General features: G+C 64.2%; 12 protein-coding genes and 3 pseudogenes. 5 read left to right on the top strand and 10 right to left on the bottom strand.

Annotation, left to right across the window (positions count from 1 at the left end):
• Nucleotides 1-17: 17 nt before the first annotated feature.
• From trpA to AC0V8S_RS02190, 4 genes and pseudogenes are all read left to right on the top strand, one after another.
• Nucleotides 18-857 carry a tryptophan synthase subunit alpha gene (trpA, locus tag AC0V8S_RS02205; protein WP_010912924.1) on the top strand — a complete coding sequence of 280 codons (840 nt, stop codon included), beginning with the start codon at nt 18-20 and terminating at the stop codon, nt 855-857.
• Between the two features lie 48 nt (nt 858-905).
• Nucleotides 906-1831, top strand: a pseudogene (gene accD, locus AC0V8S_RS02200) (acetyl-CoA carboxylase, carboxyltransferase subunit beta).
• A 181-nt stretch (nt 1832-2012) separates the two neighbouring features.
• Nucleotides 2013-3337: pseudogene (locus AC0V8S_RS02195) on the top strand (bifunctional folylpolyglutamate synthase/dihydrofolate synthase).
• Nucleotides 3338-3468: 131 nt separating this feature from the next.
• Entirely contained in the window at nt 3469-3888 is a 420-nt protein-coding gene (locus AC0V8S_RS02190; RefSeq protein WP_475436685.1) for a VOC family protein, read from the top strand.
• Nucleotides 3889-3950: 62 nt separating this feature from the next.
• On the opposite strand, the gene AC0V8S_RS02185 is transcribed toward AC0V8S_RS02190, so the two are convergent.
• Both AC0V8S_RS02185 and AC0V8S_RS02180 read right to left on the bottom strand, forming a co-directional pair.
• The gene (locus AC0V8S_RS02185; RefSeq protein WP_142878503.1) at nt 3951-4748 is read right to left on the bottom strand and encodes an IS3 family transposase; all 798 of its coding nucleotides are present in this window, start codon (nt 4746-4748) and stop codon (nt 3951-3953) included.
• Between the two features lie 13 nt (nt 4749-4761).
• Entirely contained in the window at nt 4762-5097 is a 336-nt protein-coding gene (locus AC0V8S_RS02180) for a transposase (RefSeq protein ID WP_475436684.1), read from the bottom strand.
• 270 nt (nt 5098-5367) lie between these two features.
• Between AC0V8S_RS02180 and AC0V8S_RS02175 the strand changes: the two genes are divergently transcribed.
• Nucleotides 5368-6313, top strand: a protein-coding gene (locus AC0V8S_RS02175) for an IS630 family transposase (protein WP_183458765.1) whose coding sequence is annotated in 2 segments (ribosomal slippage) — nt 5368-5706 and nt 5708-6313 — 945 coding nt in all. Because the reading frame shifts where the segments join, the coding sequence is not laid out codon by codon here.
• Nucleotides 6314-6325: 12 nt separating this feature from the next.
• On the opposite strand, the gene AC0V8S_RS02170 is transcribed toward AC0V8S_RS02175, so the two are convergent.
• The 8 genes and pseudogenes from AC0V8S_RS02170 to tsaE form a co-directional block, all read right to left on the bottom strand.
• Nucleotides 6326-6739, bottom strand: coding sequence for a PIN domain-containing protein (locus tag AC0V8S_RS02170; RefSeq protein WP_475436683.1), 414 nt, complete (start codon nt 6737-6739; stop codon nt 6326-6328).
• Nucleotides 6736-6984, bottom strand: a complete 249-nt coding sequence (locus tag AC0V8S_RS02165; RefSeq protein ID WP_475436682.1) for a type II toxin-antitoxin system VapB family antitoxin — start codon at nt 6982-6984, stop codon at nt 6736-6738. The genes AC0V8S_RS02170 and AC0V8S_RS02165 overlap by 4 nt, the downstream gene beginning before the upstream one ends.
• A 116-nt stretch (nt 6985-7100) precedes the next feature.
• Entirely contained in the window at nt 7101-7382 is a 282-nt protein-coding gene (locus tag AC0V8S_RS02160) for a cupin domain-containing protein (RefSeq protein WP_292867255.1), read from the bottom strand.
• Between the two features lie 134 nt (nt 7383-7516).
• Nucleotides 7517-7840 (bottom strand): thioredoxin, encoded by a 324-nt coding sequence (trxA, locus tag AC0V8S_RS02155; protein ID WP_096452785.1) that lies wholly within the window; start codon nt 7838-7840, stop codon nt 7517-7519.
• A gap of 77 nt (nt 7841-7917) precedes the next feature.
• Nucleotides 7918-11429, bottom strand: a pseudogene (gene addA, locus AC0V8S_RS02150) (double-strand break repair helicase AddA).
• Nucleotides 11426-14560 carry a double-strand break repair protein AddB gene (gene addB, locus AC0V8S_RS02145; protein ID WP_475436681.1) on the bottom strand — a complete coding sequence of 1045 codons (3135 nt, stop codon included), beginning with the start codon at nt 14558-14560 and terminating at the stop codon, nt 11426-11428. Before addB ends, addA begins: the two are co-directional and overlap by 4 nt.
• A complete protein-coding gene (locus AC0V8S_RS02140) occupies nt 14557-15285 on the bottom strand; it encodes a nucleotidyltransferase family protein (protein ID WP_475436680.1) in 729 nt (242 codons plus the stop codon). The genes addB and AC0V8S_RS02140 overlap by 4 nt, the downstream gene beginning before the upstream one ends.
• The gene (gene tsaE / locus AC0V8S_RS02135; protein WP_475436679.1) at nt 15282-16793 is read right to left on the bottom strand and encodes a tRNA (adenosine(37)-N6)-threonylcarbamoyltransferase complex ATPase subunit type 1 TsaE; all 1512 of its coding nucleotides are present in this window, start codon (nt 16791-16793) and stop codon (nt 15282-15284) included. Before tsaE ends, AC0V8S_RS02140 begins: the two co-directional genes overlap by 4 nt.
• Nucleotides 16794-16798: the final 5 nt, after the last annotated feature.

The raw sequence follows: 16798 nt of genomic DNA, 5'->3' as shown, positions 1-16798 counted from the left end.
TGTCCAAAGGGCCAGACATGACGACCCGCATCGACCGCCGCATGGCGAAGCTGAAGACCGAAGGCCGCCCGGCACTCGTCACCTATTTCATGGGCGGCGACCCCGACTACGACACGTCTTTGTCGATCATGAAGGCGCTTCCCGGCGCCGGCTCCGACATCATCGAACTCGGCATGCCGTTTTCCGATCCGATGGCAGATGGCCCAGCGATCCAGGCGGCGGGCCTGCGGGCGCTGAAAGGCGGCCAGACGCTGGTCAAGACGCTGAAGATGGCGTCCGAGTTCCGCGCCGGTGACAATGAAACGCCGATCGTGCTGATGGGCTACTACAACCCGATCTACATCTACGGCGTCGACCGCTTCCTGAAAGACGCTCTGGCCAGCGGCATCGATGGGCTGATCGTCGTCGACCTGCCGCCGGAGATGGACGAGGAACTCTGCATTCCGGCTCTGAAAGCCGGCATCAACTTCATCCGCCTGGCGACGCCGACCACCGACGACAAGCGGCTGCCGAAAGTGCTGCAGAACACGTCGGGCTTCGTCTACTACGTGTCGATGACCGGCATCACCGGCTCGGCGCTGGCCGACACCGGCAAGGTGGCGGCGGCGGTCAACCGTATCAAGGGCCACACCGACCTGCCGGTCTGCGTCGGTTTCGGCGTCAAGACCGCCGAGCAGGCGCGTGTCATCGGCGCCAATGCCGATGGCGTCGTCGTCGGCACGGCAATCGTCAATGCGGTCGCCAATGTGCTGGGGCCGAAGGGCGAAAAGACCGCCGACCCGGCCGAGGCCGTTGCCACGCTTGTCAGCGGCCTGGCGCAAGGCGTGCGCTCGGCCCGCCTTGCTGCTGCCGAATAGTTTTCCTACCTCTTTACCCAACTCTTCGTCAGGACAGGAGCCGAAGCGATGAACTGGATCACCAATTACGTTCGCCCGAAGATCAATTCGATGCTCGGCCGGCGCACCGACATGCCCGAGAATCTCTGGATCAAGGATCCGGAGACCGGCGAAATGGTGTTCCACAAGGATTTGGAATCCAACCAGTTCGTCATCCCGTCGTCCGGCCACCACATGAAGATCTCGGCCAAGGAGCGGCTGAAATTCTTTTTCGATGACGGCAAGTACGAGACCCTGGACAATCCCAAGGTCATGCAGGATCCGCTGAAATTCCGTGACGAGAAGCGCTATGTCGACCGGCTGAAGGATGCCAAGGCCAAGACCGGCCTCGAAGACGCGATCATCAACGCACTGGGCACCGTCGAGGGCCTGCCGGTGGTGGTAACAGTGCAGGACTTCGCCTTCATGGGCGGCTCGCTCGGCATGGCGGCGGGCGACGCCATCGTGCATGGTTTCGAAGTCGCCTTGCAGCGCAAGCGGCCGCTGATCCTGTTCGCCGCCTCCGGCGGCGCCCGCATGCAGGAAGGTATTTGTCCCTCATGCAGCTGCCGCGCACCACGGTCGGCGTCGACCGGCTGAAGGAAGCCGGTCTTCCCTATATCGTCGTGCTGACCAATCCGACCACCGGTGGCGTCACCGCTTCCTACGCCATGCTGGGCGACGTGCACATTGCGGAGCCTGGCGCGCTGATCGGCTTTGCCGGCCCGCGCGTCATCGAGCAGACCATCCGTGAAAAACTGCCAGATGGCTTCCAGCGCTCCGAATATCTGATGGAGCACGGCATGGTCGACATGGTGGTGTCCAGGCTGGAGATGCGGGCCACGATCGCGCGCCTGCTGAAGATGCTGCTCAAGATGCCGGAGGCGGAAAAACCGCTGGAGCCGGAAATCCTGCCGCCGTCGGTGATCCCTGCTGAAGCCAGGCCGCAGGCCTGACGCGACACTGTGCATGTCGCCCAAAAGTGACCTCGGTTTTGGGAAAACGACATGCACAAAACACGACTTTGACCGCCGCGAACAGTGATTGCGTCATGTCCATGGCGCGCTGTAGCCTTTTGATTGCCATGGCCATTCCGGAATTGATTCTGGTCCCCGGGCCGTGCGCCAGGATTCTGTCATGACAACGCTCGCTGCCGACCGCGAAATCGAAGCCCTCATGGCGCTTCATCCGAAAGGTTTTGACCTTTCGCTCGACCGCATCACGCGGCTCTTGGAGCGGCTGGGCAATCCGCAGGACTTGCTGCCGCCGGTCATTCATATTGCCGGCACCAACGGCAAGGGCTCCTGCGCCGCCTTTTCCCGCGCGCTGCTTGAAGCCGCTGGCCACCTTGTCCATGTCCACACCTCGCCGCATCTGGTGAACTGGGCCGAGCGCTACCGGCTGGCCGCCGAAGGCGGCGGCAAACTGGTCGACGATGAGACCTTCGCCGAGGCTATTGCCCGTGTCGCCAAGGCCAATGACGGCCAGAAGATCACCGTCTTCGAAATCCTCACCGCCGTCACCTTCATCCTGTTTTCCGAACATCCGGCCGAAGCCGCCATCATCGAGGTCGGTCTCGGCGGCCGCTTCGACGCCACCAATGTTGTCGCCAGGCCCGCCGTGTCCGTCATCATGCCGGTATCGATGGACCACGAAGCCTATCTCGGCGACCGCGTCGAACTGATCGCGGCCGAAAAAGCCGGCATCATGAAGCGCGGCTGCCCGGTGGTCATCGGCGCGCAGGAGAGCGAGACGGCGCTGCAGGTGCTGATCGAGACCGCCGAGCGGTTGGAATGCCCGACCTTCGTCTACGGCCAGGATTTCCTCGCTTTCGAGGAAAACGGCCGCATGGTCTACCAGGACGAGGACGGCCTGATGGACCTGCCGCCGCCGCGCCTGCCTGGGCGCCATCAGTTCGCCAATGCGGCGGCAGCGATCGCCGCGGTCAAGGCGGCCGGCTTCGAGATCAGCCATCGCGCCGCCGAGAAGGCGATGACTAGTGTCGCCTGGCCTGGCCGCATGCAGAAGCTGGCACAGGGCCGGCTGGCGGAGCTGGCGCCGAAGGGCGCCGACATCTGGCTCGACGGCGGCCACAATCCGGGCGCCGGCGTGGTCATCGCCGAAGCGCTGGCCGAGCAGGAGGAAAGAACCCGCGCCCGCTCTTCCTCATCTCGGGCATGATCAACACCAAGGATCAGAGCGGCTATTTCCGCGCCTTCAAGGGCCTCGTCCGGCATGTCTACACCGTGCCGGTGAGCCTGAGCGATGCCGGCGTGCCGAACGACGAACTGGCGATCCGCGCCACGGACGCCGGGCTGACTGCCGAGCCGGTGAGTTCCGTCGCCAACGCACTGATGCTACTGCGAGACACCTGGGATGGCCCGGCGCCGCGCATCCTGATCGGCGGGTCGCTCTATCTGGCCGGGGCGGTGCTGGCCGAGAACGGCACGCCGCCGACCTAGAGCAATTCCAGGAAAAGTGTGAGCGGTTTTCCGTCCGGAATTGCGTCAAAACAAAGAGTTAGAGCGGTTCGCCGTTTCCATGAAACGGTGAAACGCTCTAAACGCTTGACGACCAACGCAGGGAGCCTGTGATGATCAAGGTAAAGCAGCTCGCCCATGTCTGCATTTTCGCGCATGATCTGGAAGCGACGCGAAGCTTCTACCGCGATGTGCTCGGGCTGGACACGCGGTTCAATTTTCTGCGCGACGGCAGGATTTTTGGCTTCTACCTCGATTGCGGCGGCCGCAGCCATGTCGAGGTGTTCCAGAAGGATGCCACCACCTACAGCGAGCTCAACCAGATCAACCATTTCTGCCTGGAAGTCGAAGGCATCGACGCCGCGATCGCTCATATCAAGTCAAAGGGCATCGACGTGACCGCCAAGAAGCACGCGTGCGACGACACCTTTCAGGCCTGGATCCGCGAGCCCAACGGCGTGAAGATCGAGCTGTTCGAGTACACCGACAAAAGCGCGCAGTTCATCGGCGGTGACCGGATCGCCGACTGGTGACTAGAGCAATTCCAGGAAAAGTGTGAGCGGTTTTTGGAGTGCGCCCCTCGGAGCGGACAGGATCAAGCGGCAGTTTTGACCATCTTCCGGGCGTGTTGGTCTTCGAACTGTTGCGGGCTGAGATAGCCGAGCGCTGAATGCAATCGGCGGGTGTTGTAGACCTCATCAATGAAGCGGGGAAGGTCCTCAGCGACGTCGGTGAAGGTTTCATAGGCCATCGGATAGATGGCTTCGACCTTCATCGTCTTCATGAAGCTTTCCGCTTTGGCATTATCGTAGGGATTGCCGCGCCGACCCATCGATCCAATAAGATCGTGCTCGGCGAGAAGATTGCGATAGAGGAGCGCGGCATATTGCGCCCCTCGATCCGAGTGATGGACGCAGCCCGGCGGCGGCTTTCGCCGTTCGATTGCCGCCTTCAATGCTGCAACGGTCAAGCGCGCGTCGATCGAACGGCCGATGGCGTAACCAACGACCTTGCGGGACCAGGCATCCAAGATGACCGCGACGTAGACGAAGCCTGCCGCAATCGCCACGTAGGTTATGTCGCTTACCCAAAGCCGGTTCGGGCCATCGAGTGTCACGTCCTTCGCCAGGTTCGGGAAGATCGGCAATTCATGATTGCTGTCCGTGGTGGCGATGAAGCGTCGCCTGATCCTGGGCTGCAGATCATGCTCGCGCATCAATCGTCTGATCTTCTTGTGGTTCACGACAATGCCGCTCTGCCGCAGCGCCGCCTGCATGCGGCGATAGCCGTAGGCTTCGAAGCTGTCGGAGATCTCACCCATCGTCTCGACGAGCGCTGTGTCATCCACGGCGGTTTCGGGCTGATCGTAGTAGGTTGATCGCGCGATCCCCATCAGCCGGCATCCTTCAGCGATGGAGACACCGCGGGGCGGTGATCACGGATGTAGGCCCGCTTCTGGGACGTGGTGCGCTTTTCAGAGCCCCCTTTAGAAACTCGATTTCCAAGGCTTGCCGGCCTACCAGCCGCTCCAGCGCGGCGATCCGAGCCTCATAGGTCTGCATCGTCTCGGCCGCCGCTACATCCTCGTCGAAGGCGCCGGCCTCGTATTTCTGGACCCAGATACGGATCAGGTTACGCGCTAGTTCGTGCCGCCTGGCCAGACCATGAAGCGTCTCGCCGGAGAGGAACTCTTGCACTACCTGACGTTTGAACTCGATGCTGTGCGCGCGATGTGCAGTCATGGCTTCCATCTTTCGAAAGCCCGGCTTCCAAGTCAATTCTGCTTAGTCAAGCTGTCCGCTCCGAAGGGCGCATTCCATTTCCCGGGAAGAGCGCGTAGCGCTTTCCCTTTGGGAATTGCGTCAAAACAAAGAGTTAGAGCGGTTCGCCGTTTCCATGAAACGGTGAAACGCTATCGACATGCTCTAGAGCGGTTCGCGTTTTGTCTGAATCGGGATTCCCAAGACTGAGCAAATCAGATTCGATGTTCTGACCGTTGGAGGTCGGGACAGATGGCCAAGCCTTATTCGATGGATTTGCGGGAACGGGCGTTGGCTCGCCTTGAAGAAGGCGAGACGAGCCGAGAGGTGGCCGCGGCACTGAAGGTGGCAGTTTCGAGCGTGATCAAGTGGGCGGCGCGCAAGCGTCGGCTGGGCAGTGCGGCACCCGGCAAGATGGGCGGTCATCGACCCTATCTGATTGACGGGGAGCATCGTGCCTTCGTCCTGAGCGAGGTCGAGCGGGATGCCAACATAACGCTTCATGAATTGACGGCCGCACTGGCTGACCGGGGTCTCATCATCCACCCTGCCAGCGTCGGTCGCTTCCTGCATCGCGAGGGCAAGAGTTTTAAAAAAAACCGTTCTGCCGGCTGAGCAACTCAAGCCAAAGCTGATGCGTCGGCGGACGCAATGGATGCGCTATCAGACCCGCATTGACCCAACGCGCCTGGTCTTCCTGGATGAAACGTGGGTCAAGACCAACATGGCGCCGTTGCGCGGCTGGGGTGTGCGCGGCAAGCGGCTGATGGCTCACGCGCCATATGGTCATTGGAAGACGATGACCTTCATCGCCGCACTGCGGCATGATCGGGTAGAGGCGCCTTGGGTCATTGACGGACCCATCAATGCGCAGGCCTTCCGTGTCTATGTCGAAACCGAACTCATCAAGACCCTGAAGCCGGGTGACATCGTCATTCTCGACAATCTCGGATCTCACAAGGGCCAAGCCGTCCGCGACATCGTCAGGGCCGCCGGTGCGCGGCTCTTCTTCCTGCCGCCTTACAGTCCAGATCTCAATCCAATCGAGAAGCTCTTCGCCAAGCTCAAGCACTGCATGCGACGTGCCGCCAAGCGAAGCATCCAGGCCGTACACAGCGCCATCGCCAGCACCCTCGACGTCGTCACCTCAAATGAATGTAACAACTACATCGAAAGCGCCGGATACAAGTCAACCTAAATGCGAACCGCTCTAGAAATCCCAAGGCGAGATCAGCTCAAGCTTGGCCGGAGCGAAGTCGTTGAGATTGCGCGTTGCCAGCCGGCCTCCATTCACGCGCGCTATCGCCGCGATCATGCCATCGGGAGCCGACATGCCGCGACCTTGGCGCGTCGCGGCGCCCATGATCTCGCCGTAAGCCAAGGCAGCCTCTTCCGTCAGTCCAAAAATCCGGCCGGCAAATCGATGCCGCCATCGGGAAAGTCCCTGTTCCAGCCGATCCGCACGCTCGTCGGGTCGAATCTTTTGAATACCGAAGGCGATTTCAGCAATTGTCACTGTGGGAAGGGCCAGTTCGGCGTCATTGCGCACAAGCCACGCCAGCACGGCTGGATCCGGCGCCTTCTTAAGAGACTCCGAAATCACGTTGGTATCGACGAAAATCAAAGCTCAATTCCTGGATGAACCTCGCGACCCCCGCGAATAACTTTCTCCAGATCGATGTCGACGCCACTGCTTGCGGTCAGGCTGGCATAGAAGGTTGAGGCGGGTTCGCGGCCAGCTTCCCGGATCTCGTAGGATTCAAGCGCGCGTTCGACCACGTCGGCGATCGAGCGGTTCTCGCGACGAGCAAGCCTATGAGCCAGTTCACGTGCTTTCGCGCTGCGGACTGAGAGCTGTGGTTCGGCCATTTCAAATTCCCTTTTGGAGAGATATAGACCGATGCGTGTCTGCCATCAAGATGGCAGATGATGGCGCGCCATCCCCGTGATGGGTTTCCAGCACACCATCAGCGTTCAACGGCGCATTACTTCAGCTCGATCTCGATGAACGCGTATTCGCCGTCATTGGCGCTGACGACGTCGTGTTCGACGCCCTCCTTGCGGAAATAGGGCGCCCCTTTCTTCATCTCGGCAAAGGTTTCGCCGTCCTTGGTAACCAGCTTCAGCTTGCCGTCCATCAGCGGCACCACGACATAGTCGTGGCCGTGGCGATGCCAGCCGGTATTGTCGCCCGGCTGGAAGCGGTACTCGGTGACGATGACGCGCTCATTGTCGATGAAGACGGTGGCCTTGGCGGATCCGGTCATGTCGCTCTCCCTGTTTCTGCTGCCAGCAGAAGACATGGCGTGCCCCGATGTGAGGGCCAGAGTGGGTTAGCGATGACGCCAACAAAAAGCCCGGCGCGATGGCCGGGCTTTTGATATCGGGAAGTTCAGTTGGATCAAAGGCTGCCATTGATCCAGTGCGACAACGCGGTCTTCGGCGCGGCGCCGACCTTCATGTCTGCCACTTCGCCGCCCTTGAAGATCATCAGCGTCGGGATTGAGCGCACGCCGAACTGCGCGGCAAGCTCAGGGTTCTCGTCGATGTTGAGCTTGGCGATCTTAACCTTGCCGCCGAGCTCGTTGGCGATCTCTTCCAGCGACGGGCCGATCATCTTGCACGGGCCGCACCATTCAGCCCAGAAATCCACCACGACCGGCTCTTTGGCGTTGAGCACGTCGGCCTGGAAATTGTTCTTGTCGACCTTGACGGTAGCACCCATGCGGAAAATTCCTTTCGAGAGTTCTTTGTCGCACCAAATGTGGTGGCTGTCGCGCCCTTCTTCAAGCAGGTCTTGTGTCACGCTCCTGTGAGTCGGGCAAGGGCGTCATCCATGGCCCGGGCCGGCAGTTCGATCAGCCGTGGCGCTTCGGTGAACAAGAGGGCCGCCTTGACATCCCGCCCGGGATACAGCGGCTTGAGCAGGGCGCGATAGAGCGCCAGCTGCAGCAGATAGGCCGGCGGAACCTCGGCCAGAGAGGCGGGCGCCGGCCGGTTGGTCTTGTAGTCGACGATCGAAACCGTGTCCGCCGTCACCGCCAGCCGGTCGATCTTGCCGGAAATCGAGCGCATTTTGCCCCTGACTTCCAGGCTGCCCATGATCGCCACCTCGGCACGCGAGGACGGCGCGAACAATTGGCCGAGGCGCGAGTCGGCCAGGATGGTCGTGACCGACGCCAGGGCCTTTTCCCGCTCTGACGCGGGCCAATCTGCACCGACCCGCGCCAGGTAACGCTCAGCCGCGTCATGGCGAACATCCTCGGCAATGCCGGGCAACATCTGCAGCAATTTGTGCAGGGCGAGCCCACGCAAGACGGCAAAGCCTGGCTCGGCATCGGCGTCCAGCACTGGCGAAGCCTTGTCGACGACCGCTTCCTTGCCTTCGTCGATCAGCGCCGAGGCGCCGGAAGGCGACAGCGGCCGCGGCAGGTCCTCGAAGGGCGGCAAGAGCCGGAACAGGGTTCCCGGCAACGGACCGAAAGCATCGGCCTGCCGCGCCTGTTCGCCGGCGCTCGGCGCGACCGGCGGCAGTTTGGTGACATGGAAACGGTGCACCGGCTCGCCGCCGGCGGGATGCGCACGCTGTTCGCTTTCCGTCGCGCCGGTCAATGCGCGGCTGACGATCGAATGCCAGGTGCCGGTGTTCGGCGCCCGCTTGCCGTGATAGCCGCAGACGATCAGCCGGTCCTCGGCGCGGGTCATGCCGACATAGAGCAGACGGCGGTATTCGTCGTCGGCAAGTTCCCGTGCCCGCGCCGCCGCCGCCTTCGAAAAGCCGTTGGCGACATCGCTGGCCGAACGCCAGAGATAGCCCTTGCCGTCAAAGTTTCGGCCCGAGCCGTTGAAAGGCATCAGCCGCGGCAGATGCTGGTCGCTGAACGGGGCGGAGCCGCCATCGACCAGGAACACCACCGGCGCCTCCAGGCCCTTGGCGGCGTGCACGGTCATGACGCGGACCTCGTCGCGCGTCTGGTCCATCTCGCGCTTGATCTCGGGGCCGGCATTTTCCAGCGTCGACAGGAAGGCTTCCAGCCCGGGCAGGCCGGTCCGTTCCTCGGCCAGGCAGAAACTCAGGAATTCATCAAGAATATCGCCGGCTTCCGGACCGAGTCGCGCGATCATTTTTCGCCGCACGCCGTCACGCGCCAAGAGGCCGGCATAGAACTCGAACACCGGCTTGAAAGCGGCCTCATCAGCCCAGAGATCAAGCTGGGTGACGACCTTAGCGAGGGCTTCGCTTTCGCTGGCCTGCTGGCGCAGCGACGCGGCCAGCGACAGGCCGGGCGGCCTCTGCGCGGCGAGGGTGAACAGCGCCTCCTCCGGCAGGTCGAAGATCGGGCTGCGCAGCACGGCGGCGAGCGACAGATCGTCCTGCGGCTGGATCAGCAAATGACCGAGCGCGATCAGGTCCTTGACGGCGATATGGCCTGGCAGGCTCAGCCGGTCGGCGCCGGCGACCGGAATGTCGCGGCGCTTGAGCGCCCGCGTCAGCGCGTGGACAAAACTGTCGCGTTTGCGCACCAGCACCAGCACGTCGCCCGGCCGCAGCCGCTTGCCGCGGCCCTCGATGATTTCGCCCTTGCCGATCCAGCCGGCAATGGTGGCCGCCACATTTTCGGCAACGCGCACCGCCGGCGCATGGGCGTGGTCGATCGCCTGCGTCCAGTCGTCGGGCTCGTCGACCACATCGGCGCCGATCGACGGCCAGACCTCGACATAGCCCGGCGCATCGGTGCGGATCGCCTTATGGTTCAGTGGATCGGGGTCATGGCTGATGCCGCGCCGCACGATCGGGTCGGCAAAGACGCGGTCGACGGCGGCGAGCACATCGTCGGTCGAGCGGAACGACCAGGTCAGCTTGAGGTCGGCGAAGGACGCCTCGGCATCGCGGACCCGTCCGGCAAACAGCAGCCGGCTGTCGGCGAAGGAGTCCGGCGCGGCTCCCTGGAAGGAATAGATCGACTGCTTCTCGTCGCCGACGGCGAAGACCGTGCGGTGGACCCGGTCGCGTGCGCCGAAGCCGGCAAAAAATTCCTCCGCCAGCCGCTTCACCACTTCCCATTGATCCGGACTGGTGTCCTGCGCCTCGTCGAGCAGGATGTGGTCGATGCCCTGGTCGAGCTTGTATTGCACCCAGGGGCCGGCATCGGGCCGCGCCAGCAGGTTGACGGTGCGGGTGATCAAATCGTTGAAGTCGAGAAAGCCGCGGCCGCGCTTCAGCACTTCGTAGCGGGCGATCAGCCAGTCGGCGATGGTCAGCGCCGCGCGTGTACCTTCCAGCATGCGAAACAGCGCCAGCCGGTCGACGGTTTCAATGATGGCTTTAGCCGCCGAGACATAGCGCTCGGCCAGATCGGGCAGTCGGTCGGTCAGAGCCTTCTTGAAGGCCTTTGCCGGGTCGTAAGGATCGCCATCGGTCTTGAGGAAGGCTCTGGCGAGCAGTTGCAGGCGGCGAACAGGATCGCTCTCGGCAAAGGCCTGACGCGCATAAGGCAGGATGTTGTTCAGCACCGATCTGGCGTCGGTGGATTCGGCGGCCTGGGCAAAGCCGGCAAAATAGTCGGGCAGGAAGCCAGGCAGCGGCCAAACCGATGCTGCTATCCCTTCGGCGGTCTGGCCAGGGCGGAAATGGAACTCATCGAACAAAGGCTGGAAGCCGTCGCGCCCGACCGCGTCCAGGAAATGACGCAACCCGTCGCGCTTGCGCACGATTTCGCCGAGCAGGGCATCGAGCCGGCTTCGCCGCCGCGCTCCAGCACGGTGGCGAAGCCGTCGGCCAGATCTGGGTTGCCAGCAGCCGTGCCGGAAATCATCTCGCGGCGCGCGGCGGCGAAAAGCGATGCCTCCATCTGGCCGTCGAGCATCTCGAAATGGGCCGGGATGTTGGCCTCCAGCGGGAACTGGTGGAGCACGGATTCGCAGAAGGCATGGATGGTCTGGATCTTCAGCCCGCCCGGCGTTTCCAGCGCCTCGGCGAACAGGCGCCGCGCCCGGCGCATGGTGTCACGGTCAGGCCGCCGCCCTTCGAGCGCCTCGATCTTCGCCGCCAGATCGGCATCGCCGAGCACCGTCCAGTCCGACAGCGTGGAAAAGACCCGGTTCGACATGTTGGCGGCGGCGGCGCGCGTATAGGTCAGGCACAGGATCTTCGAGGGATCTGTGCCGTTGAGCAGCAGCCGGATGACGCGCTGGGCCAGCACATGGGTCTTGCCGGAGCCGGCATTGGCCGACACCCAGGCCGAATTCTGGGGGTCGGCGGCGCGGGCCTGGCTGTTGGCGGTGTCGCTCGGGATGGGATAGGCCTTCTTCATGCCTCCCCTCCCTCGTCGCCGGCATCGCCGCCGGCCGACCATTCGAGCACCCGGGCGAGATGGTCGTAGTCGCCATCGGTCTCGCCTTCGCGAAACGGCAGCGCGCGAGAGAGATAGCCGGTCGCCGGATCGGCATAGTGGATCAAAAGCTTTTCCAGCCGCGCCCAGGCCTCTTCGGCAAGATCGGCGGCGGTCCTTGGTTGGCGGTTGTGTTCAAGGATGGACTCCTCGAACACCTCGCCATTTGGCTTCAGCCGCACGAACGCCAGTTGCGACGGTTCGCGCGCGCCCAAATCCTTGAAGGCGCCGCGCCTCAGCAGCGCGCCTTCCAGCGCCAGCTGTGGCGCCAGCAGCGTGTGCGCCTGCGCTTTGGAGGGCGAAGAACCGGTTTTGTAGTCCAAAATATCGGCCATGCCGCCGGCCAGCAGATCGACGCGGTCGGCATAACCGGACAGCGTTACGCCGGACTGGCCGACAACCGTCTTTCCCGCCCTTTCCTCGGCATGGCGCCGGACCACGGCATCGGCACGCGTGCGCTCCCATTCGATGATGTTGGCGGCGAGTTTTTCGAAGCGCGGCCACCATACCGCCTCGACATCGGCCGGAAGGGCGGCTTCGGCAAAGCAAGCGCGGCCGGCGGCAATGAGGCCGGCCAGTGCGTCGGGCGCGCGCGGATCGGCAACGCGCGACGAGAACAGGTGCAGGATCGCGTGGAACAGCGTGCCGCGCTCGGCGGCACCGGGGTCGCGGATCAGCGGATCGAGCGGCATCAGGCCCAGAATCCGCCTTGCATAGACGGCATAGGGGTCGCGGCGCAACGTCTCGATCTCGGTGACCGAGAAATGCGTCGGGCGCACCGCCAATGGCGGCTTCGGCTGCGGCCGCGGCGCGAAATCCTGCTTCGGTCCGGTGTCGAGCGCGCGTGCCCAGGCGAGCAGCTCGTCGCCGCGCCTTCGCAGCGCTGCCGCCTGATCGCTGCCGATGAAGGTCAAGAGGCGCTGAAGCCAGCGCGATGGCACCGCAGGTGCGTCGCCGGATCGCGCCGAACGGGCCAATACGACGTGTCTCGCGCCCATGGCCATCTGGAAATCGTGCGCGGCAAGGCCGATGCGCCGCTCCGGCGGTTCGAGATCGATGCCGGTCTTCATTAGCCGCGACATGAAGCGGTCGCTCTCCGGCTTGCGCGGCCACACACCTTCGTTGAGCCCGCCAATGATCAGCGTGTCGACATCCTGCAGCCGCGCCTCCAGCGCGCCCCAGATGGCGATGTTCCGGTCTGTGCCTTGCGCCGGCTTGACCGTTTCGGGTGCGATCAGCGCGTCCATCACGTCGGGCCATTCGCTGGCCGCCAACGACAGCGGGGCCGAAGCGGCGACCAGCCCGCGCAGCAATTCGGCGAGCTTTTCGCCGGCGTCGCCGGCATAGAGCTCGCCCAGGCCGCTATCGGCGGAACGACCGAGATTTTCCAGGGCCACGACGCTGGCTTTGACCAGCGCGGCAAGGTCGGCATCCGTCTGGACGCGAAACGCCGAAAGCGGCGCCAGCGCTTGGGTGAGACGTGCGAGCAAACTCCGCGCATCTTCGATGGAGCGCACTGTGAGACGGGAAAACCAGAAGGGCGGCCGGCTGTCGTCGCCCAGGCCCGTTAGTCGAGCCTCGAACAATTCCGGCAGCGAAACTATGTCTGGACGGCCGGTGCCGCCGCGCAGCGCCACCAGTTCGACCAGTTCCGCAGCGTGGCGCACAGCGGCGCGTTCGAGGCCGAGGCCGAGCAGGGGATGCTTGAGCAGCGATAGCAGGCCGACAGGATCACCCGGCCGGAACACCGCTTCCAGCGCCAGCCGGAGCAGGCTGGCCGCCGGGCTGTTGGCGAGCGGCGTGCCGCCGGAATCATCGGCGACGACGCCAAAGCGCTTGAGTTCGACTGAGACACGCCGTGCCAGCGCACGGTCGCCGGTGACCAGAGCCGCCCTCTGGCCGGGCTGTTCGACAGCCTGCTTGAGCGCGACGGCAATGGCAACCGCTTCATCGCGCTCGCTGGCGGCTTCCAGCAGCGTAACCTCGGCGAAGGCGCTGGCAATATCGGACGCCGAAAACCCGCTGCGCGTCTCGGCCCACAATTCGGTGGTCTCAGCCGGCCTCAGCGCCTCGCCGACAAGCGCGGCGCGTCGCGCCAGCCGCGGCTCGGGCGGGCCGAGTTCCTCGACATCGCCGCGCAGCACGCCGATCTTGCCGATCAGCTTGGCCAGGCCATATTGCGGGTGGCCAAGCACCGCAGGGCGCGCCCCGGGAGCGACAAGCGCCTGGAAGGACCCTTCGTCTAGCGTCCGCTCGAGCCCGGGCAGTACGATGGCGCCGCCGGGCAAGCGGGCGATGGCGGCAAGCAGTTCCGCCGTGGCCGGGATGGAGCCGGTCGACCCTGCGGCGATGACCGGTCCGGCCGGCGGATTGTGCCGCAGCCGTGCCGCCTCGGAGCGGATCAGCGCGCTGCGATGCGCGGCCGGATTGGAGCGGTCGCTCTCGCTCAGGAATTTCGGCCAGGCCTCGGTGACGATGCCGAGGAATTCGAGCGTCACCTGCCACCAGCCGGCCAGGTTGCCGGTCACCAGGCCTTCAAGCTTCGCCCAGTCGGTGCCTTCCGTCTCGATCTCATCCATCAGCCCGGCGAGATCGCGCGCCAGCCAGATCGCGTCGGCGGTGGAGGCGGGGATGACGATTTCCTCGGCGAAGAGCTTCGCCACATGCTCCGGCAGCCGGCGTTTCCACGCGCGTACCAGTGGCGTCAGCAGCAGCAGGCGTTCGGTTGCGGAAATCGGTGGCGCGAGATCGATCGCCGCCGCCGGCTCGGCGTCGAACGCGGCCTCATCCTCGTCGAACTCGCCGAGCGGACGGATGACCGGCAGGATCGCCGAACCGCCGCCGCCGCGTGCCGTCAAACTGTCGACGAAGACACCGCGCAAGGCGCGCGCGGCGCGGCGCGTCGGCACATAGATGGTGACGTCGGCTAAGCTGAGCGGATCGCCATCGAAACGAAACCCGGGGACAAGGTGGCCGGCCAGCAGCGCCTCGGCCAGCGTCGGCAGAAACGGCGCTCCGGGGGGGATAGAGAAAACGCGGCTCGAGCCGCTCATTGCGACTCGGTTAGCGCGCCGGCAACCGCTGCTTCCGCCTGCGGGATGGCATCGGGCGTGCCGACGGTGATCCAGTGGCCGTGCATCGGCATGCCGAACAGCCGGCCGGCGGCAATAGCTCTATCGAAATAGGCGTTGAGCGAATGCGGTTCGACCGATGCGCCCTTGAACAGGCGCGGATGGATGATCGCCGCTCCGGCATAGATCAGGCCAGCCGGATCGCCCTTTGAACGCCGCAAGGCACCATCCGGCGCAACCAGGAAGTCGGTTGACCCGCAGTGTCCTGTCGCCTGATGGAGATCCGCCAGCATCAGCAGAATATCCATTTTCGCGGCGTCCCATGCAAGGGCGAGGCGGCCGAGATTGAGCGGACCATGGTCGATCCAGAACGTGTCGGCGTTGAGGATGTAGAACGGTTTTTGGCCCAATTCCGGCAGCGCCTTGACGATGCCGCCGGCGGAATCGAGCAGCCGGTCGCTCTCATCGGAAATGATGATGCGGGGCTCGTGGCGCGCCGCGACATGGGCGACGATCTGATCGGGCAGATAATGGACGTTGACCACCGCCTTGGCGACGCCGGCGGCGGCGAGGCTGTCGAGGCCCCAGTCGAGCAAGGTCTTGCCGGCGATCCTGACCAGCGGCTTGGGGATCGTATCGGTGATCGGCCGCATGCGCTTGCCGAACCCGGCGGCGAGCACGATGGCGGTGTCCGGTCTTGCTGTCACAGCGTTCGTTCCTCAAGCAAGCCGTGCGTATTGTAGAAATCCCGCAGGCTGGCAAGCGCCGGGTGGGACAGCGCCCGACGCAGATAGTCGCGGATGCGCGGCAGGTGCTTCAAATAATAAGGTTTACCGTCGCGTTTTTCGAGGCGCACGAAAATGCCGAGGATCTTGGAATTGCGCTGCGCGGCCATGATTGCATAGGCCTCCACGAAGCTTGCTTCGTCGAAAGCGCCGGCTGCATGACGCGCCGCGACATAGGCATCCAGCGTCTGCTTTTCGATCTCAGGCGCTATGGTGACGCGGGCGTCCATGGCGAGCGAAGCGACGTCATAGGCTGAGGGCCCGATCAGAGCGTCCTGGAAGTCGACGATGCCCAGCCGGTCATGGCCGGCGCGCTCGCCACGCCAGATGATGTTCGGCGAATGGAAGTCGCGTAGCATCAGCGTGTATTCGCTGCCTTGCAGCCGGTCGAAAAGCGCGTTCCATTCCCTGGCGTAGCCAATGCGCAGATCGTCGCTGGCCGGGCCGCCCGATATCGCCGGCACATACCAGTCGACCAGCAGATCGGCTTCGATCATCATCGCATCGCGGTCGAAGGGCGGCACGTCGTGGAACCTGCCCGGGCCGGCTTCCAGGTGCTGCCGCCAGGTCTTACCATGCATCATGGCTAGCAGTTCGGCCGCCGCCGCATAGCGCTCGGCCACCGGCTCGCCGTCCTTGCCGAGAAACCCTTCGGAGCCGAGATGTTCGATGAGCAGGAAGCCTTGGTCCTGGTCCTCGGCATGGATTTCCGGAACGCTGACACCGCCGGCCTTCAAGGCGCAGTCGATCGCGATGAAAGCCGAGACCGACTGGGCAGTGTGGGCGATGACCGCATAGGGTTTGCCGCCGCGCACGGGCTGGCCGAGCACTAGCCGCGGCGAGTTCATCAGCACGCGCGGCTCCTGGCCGGCAAGCGTCACGATCTCATAGGAGCGGGCGGAGGCGTCGCCGATGAAATGGCGCCGCCTCGCTTCGCCCCAGCCGGCAGTCTCGAGGAAACCGCGCATCGCCAGCGACCGCGCCGCGCGGTCGAAGGCTGGCCCTTGTCCCGACAGCCGGGCCAGCCGGCCCTCGCCATGCTGGACGAGTTCGATCGAAAGCGTCGTCTTCGGCAGATAGCTTTCGGCCCGCTCAGGCCATTCGACCAGAGCGGCACCTTGCGTCAGCGCTTCGTCGAAGCCGAGTTCGTCGAGCTCGGCTGCCGAGGCCAGGCGGTAGAGGTCGAAATGGTGCACCGGAATGCGCGTGTCGTAGCTCTGCACCAGGGTGAAGGTCGGGCTCGGCACGTCGAGGCCGGCATCGTCCGCCAGCGCTCGGATCAGCGCCCGCGCCAATGTCGATTTGCCGGCGCCGAGATCGCCCTTGAGCGCCAGCACGTCGCCGGCACGCAGGGACAGCGCCAGATCCTCGCCCAGCCGCGAGGTCTGTGTCTCATCCGCGAGCAAACGCTCCAGCACGGGTCCCGTCATCGAGC

Source organism: Mesorhizobium oxytropidicola (assembly GCF_056174625.1).
The sequence above is the reverse complement of the archived record's forward strand: the minus strand, read 5'-3'. Positions and strand labels throughout refer to the sequence as shown.

What these genes read in the sequence shown, in the direction of transcription:
- trpA (WP_010912924.1), top strand. Translation starts at nt 18, where the DNA reads ATGACGACCCGCATCGACCGCCGCATGGCGAAGCTGAAGACCGAAGGC.
- AC0V8S_RS02190 (WP_475436685.1), top strand. Translation starts at nt 3,469, where the DNA reads ATGATCAAGGTAAAGCAGCTCGCCCATGTCTGCATTTTCGCGCATGAT.
- AC0V8S_RS02185 (WP_142878503.1), bottom strand. Translation starts at nt 4,748, where the DNA reads ATGGGGATCGCGCGATCAACCTACTACGATCAGCCCGAAACCGCCGTG.
- AC0V8S_RS02180 (WP_475436684.1), bottom strand. Translation starts at nt 5,097, where the DNA reads ATGACTGCACATCGCGCGCACAGCATCGAGTTCAAACGTCAGGTAGTG.
- AC0V8S_RS02165 (WP_475436682.1), bottom strand. Translation starts at nt 6,984, where the DNA reads ATGGCCGAACCACAGCTCTCAGTCCGCAGCGCGAAAGCACGTGAACTG.
- AC0V8S_RS02160 (WP_292867255.1), bottom strand. Translation starts at nt 7,382, where the DNA reads ATGACCGGATCCGCCAAGGCCACCGTCTTCATCGACAATGAGCGCGTC.
- trxA (WP_096452785.1), bottom strand. Translation starts at nt 7,840, where the DNA reads ATGGGTGCTACCGTCAAGGTCGACAAGAACAATTTCCAGGCCGACGTG.
- addB (WP_475436681.1), bottom strand. Translation starts at nt 14,560, where the DNA reads ATGAGCGGCTCGAGCCGCGTTTTCTCTATCCCCCCCGGAGCGCCGTTT.
- tsaE (WP_475436679.1), bottom strand. Translation starts at nt 16,793, where the DNA reads ATGACGGGACCCGTGCTGGAGCGTTTGCTCGCGGATGAGACACAGACC.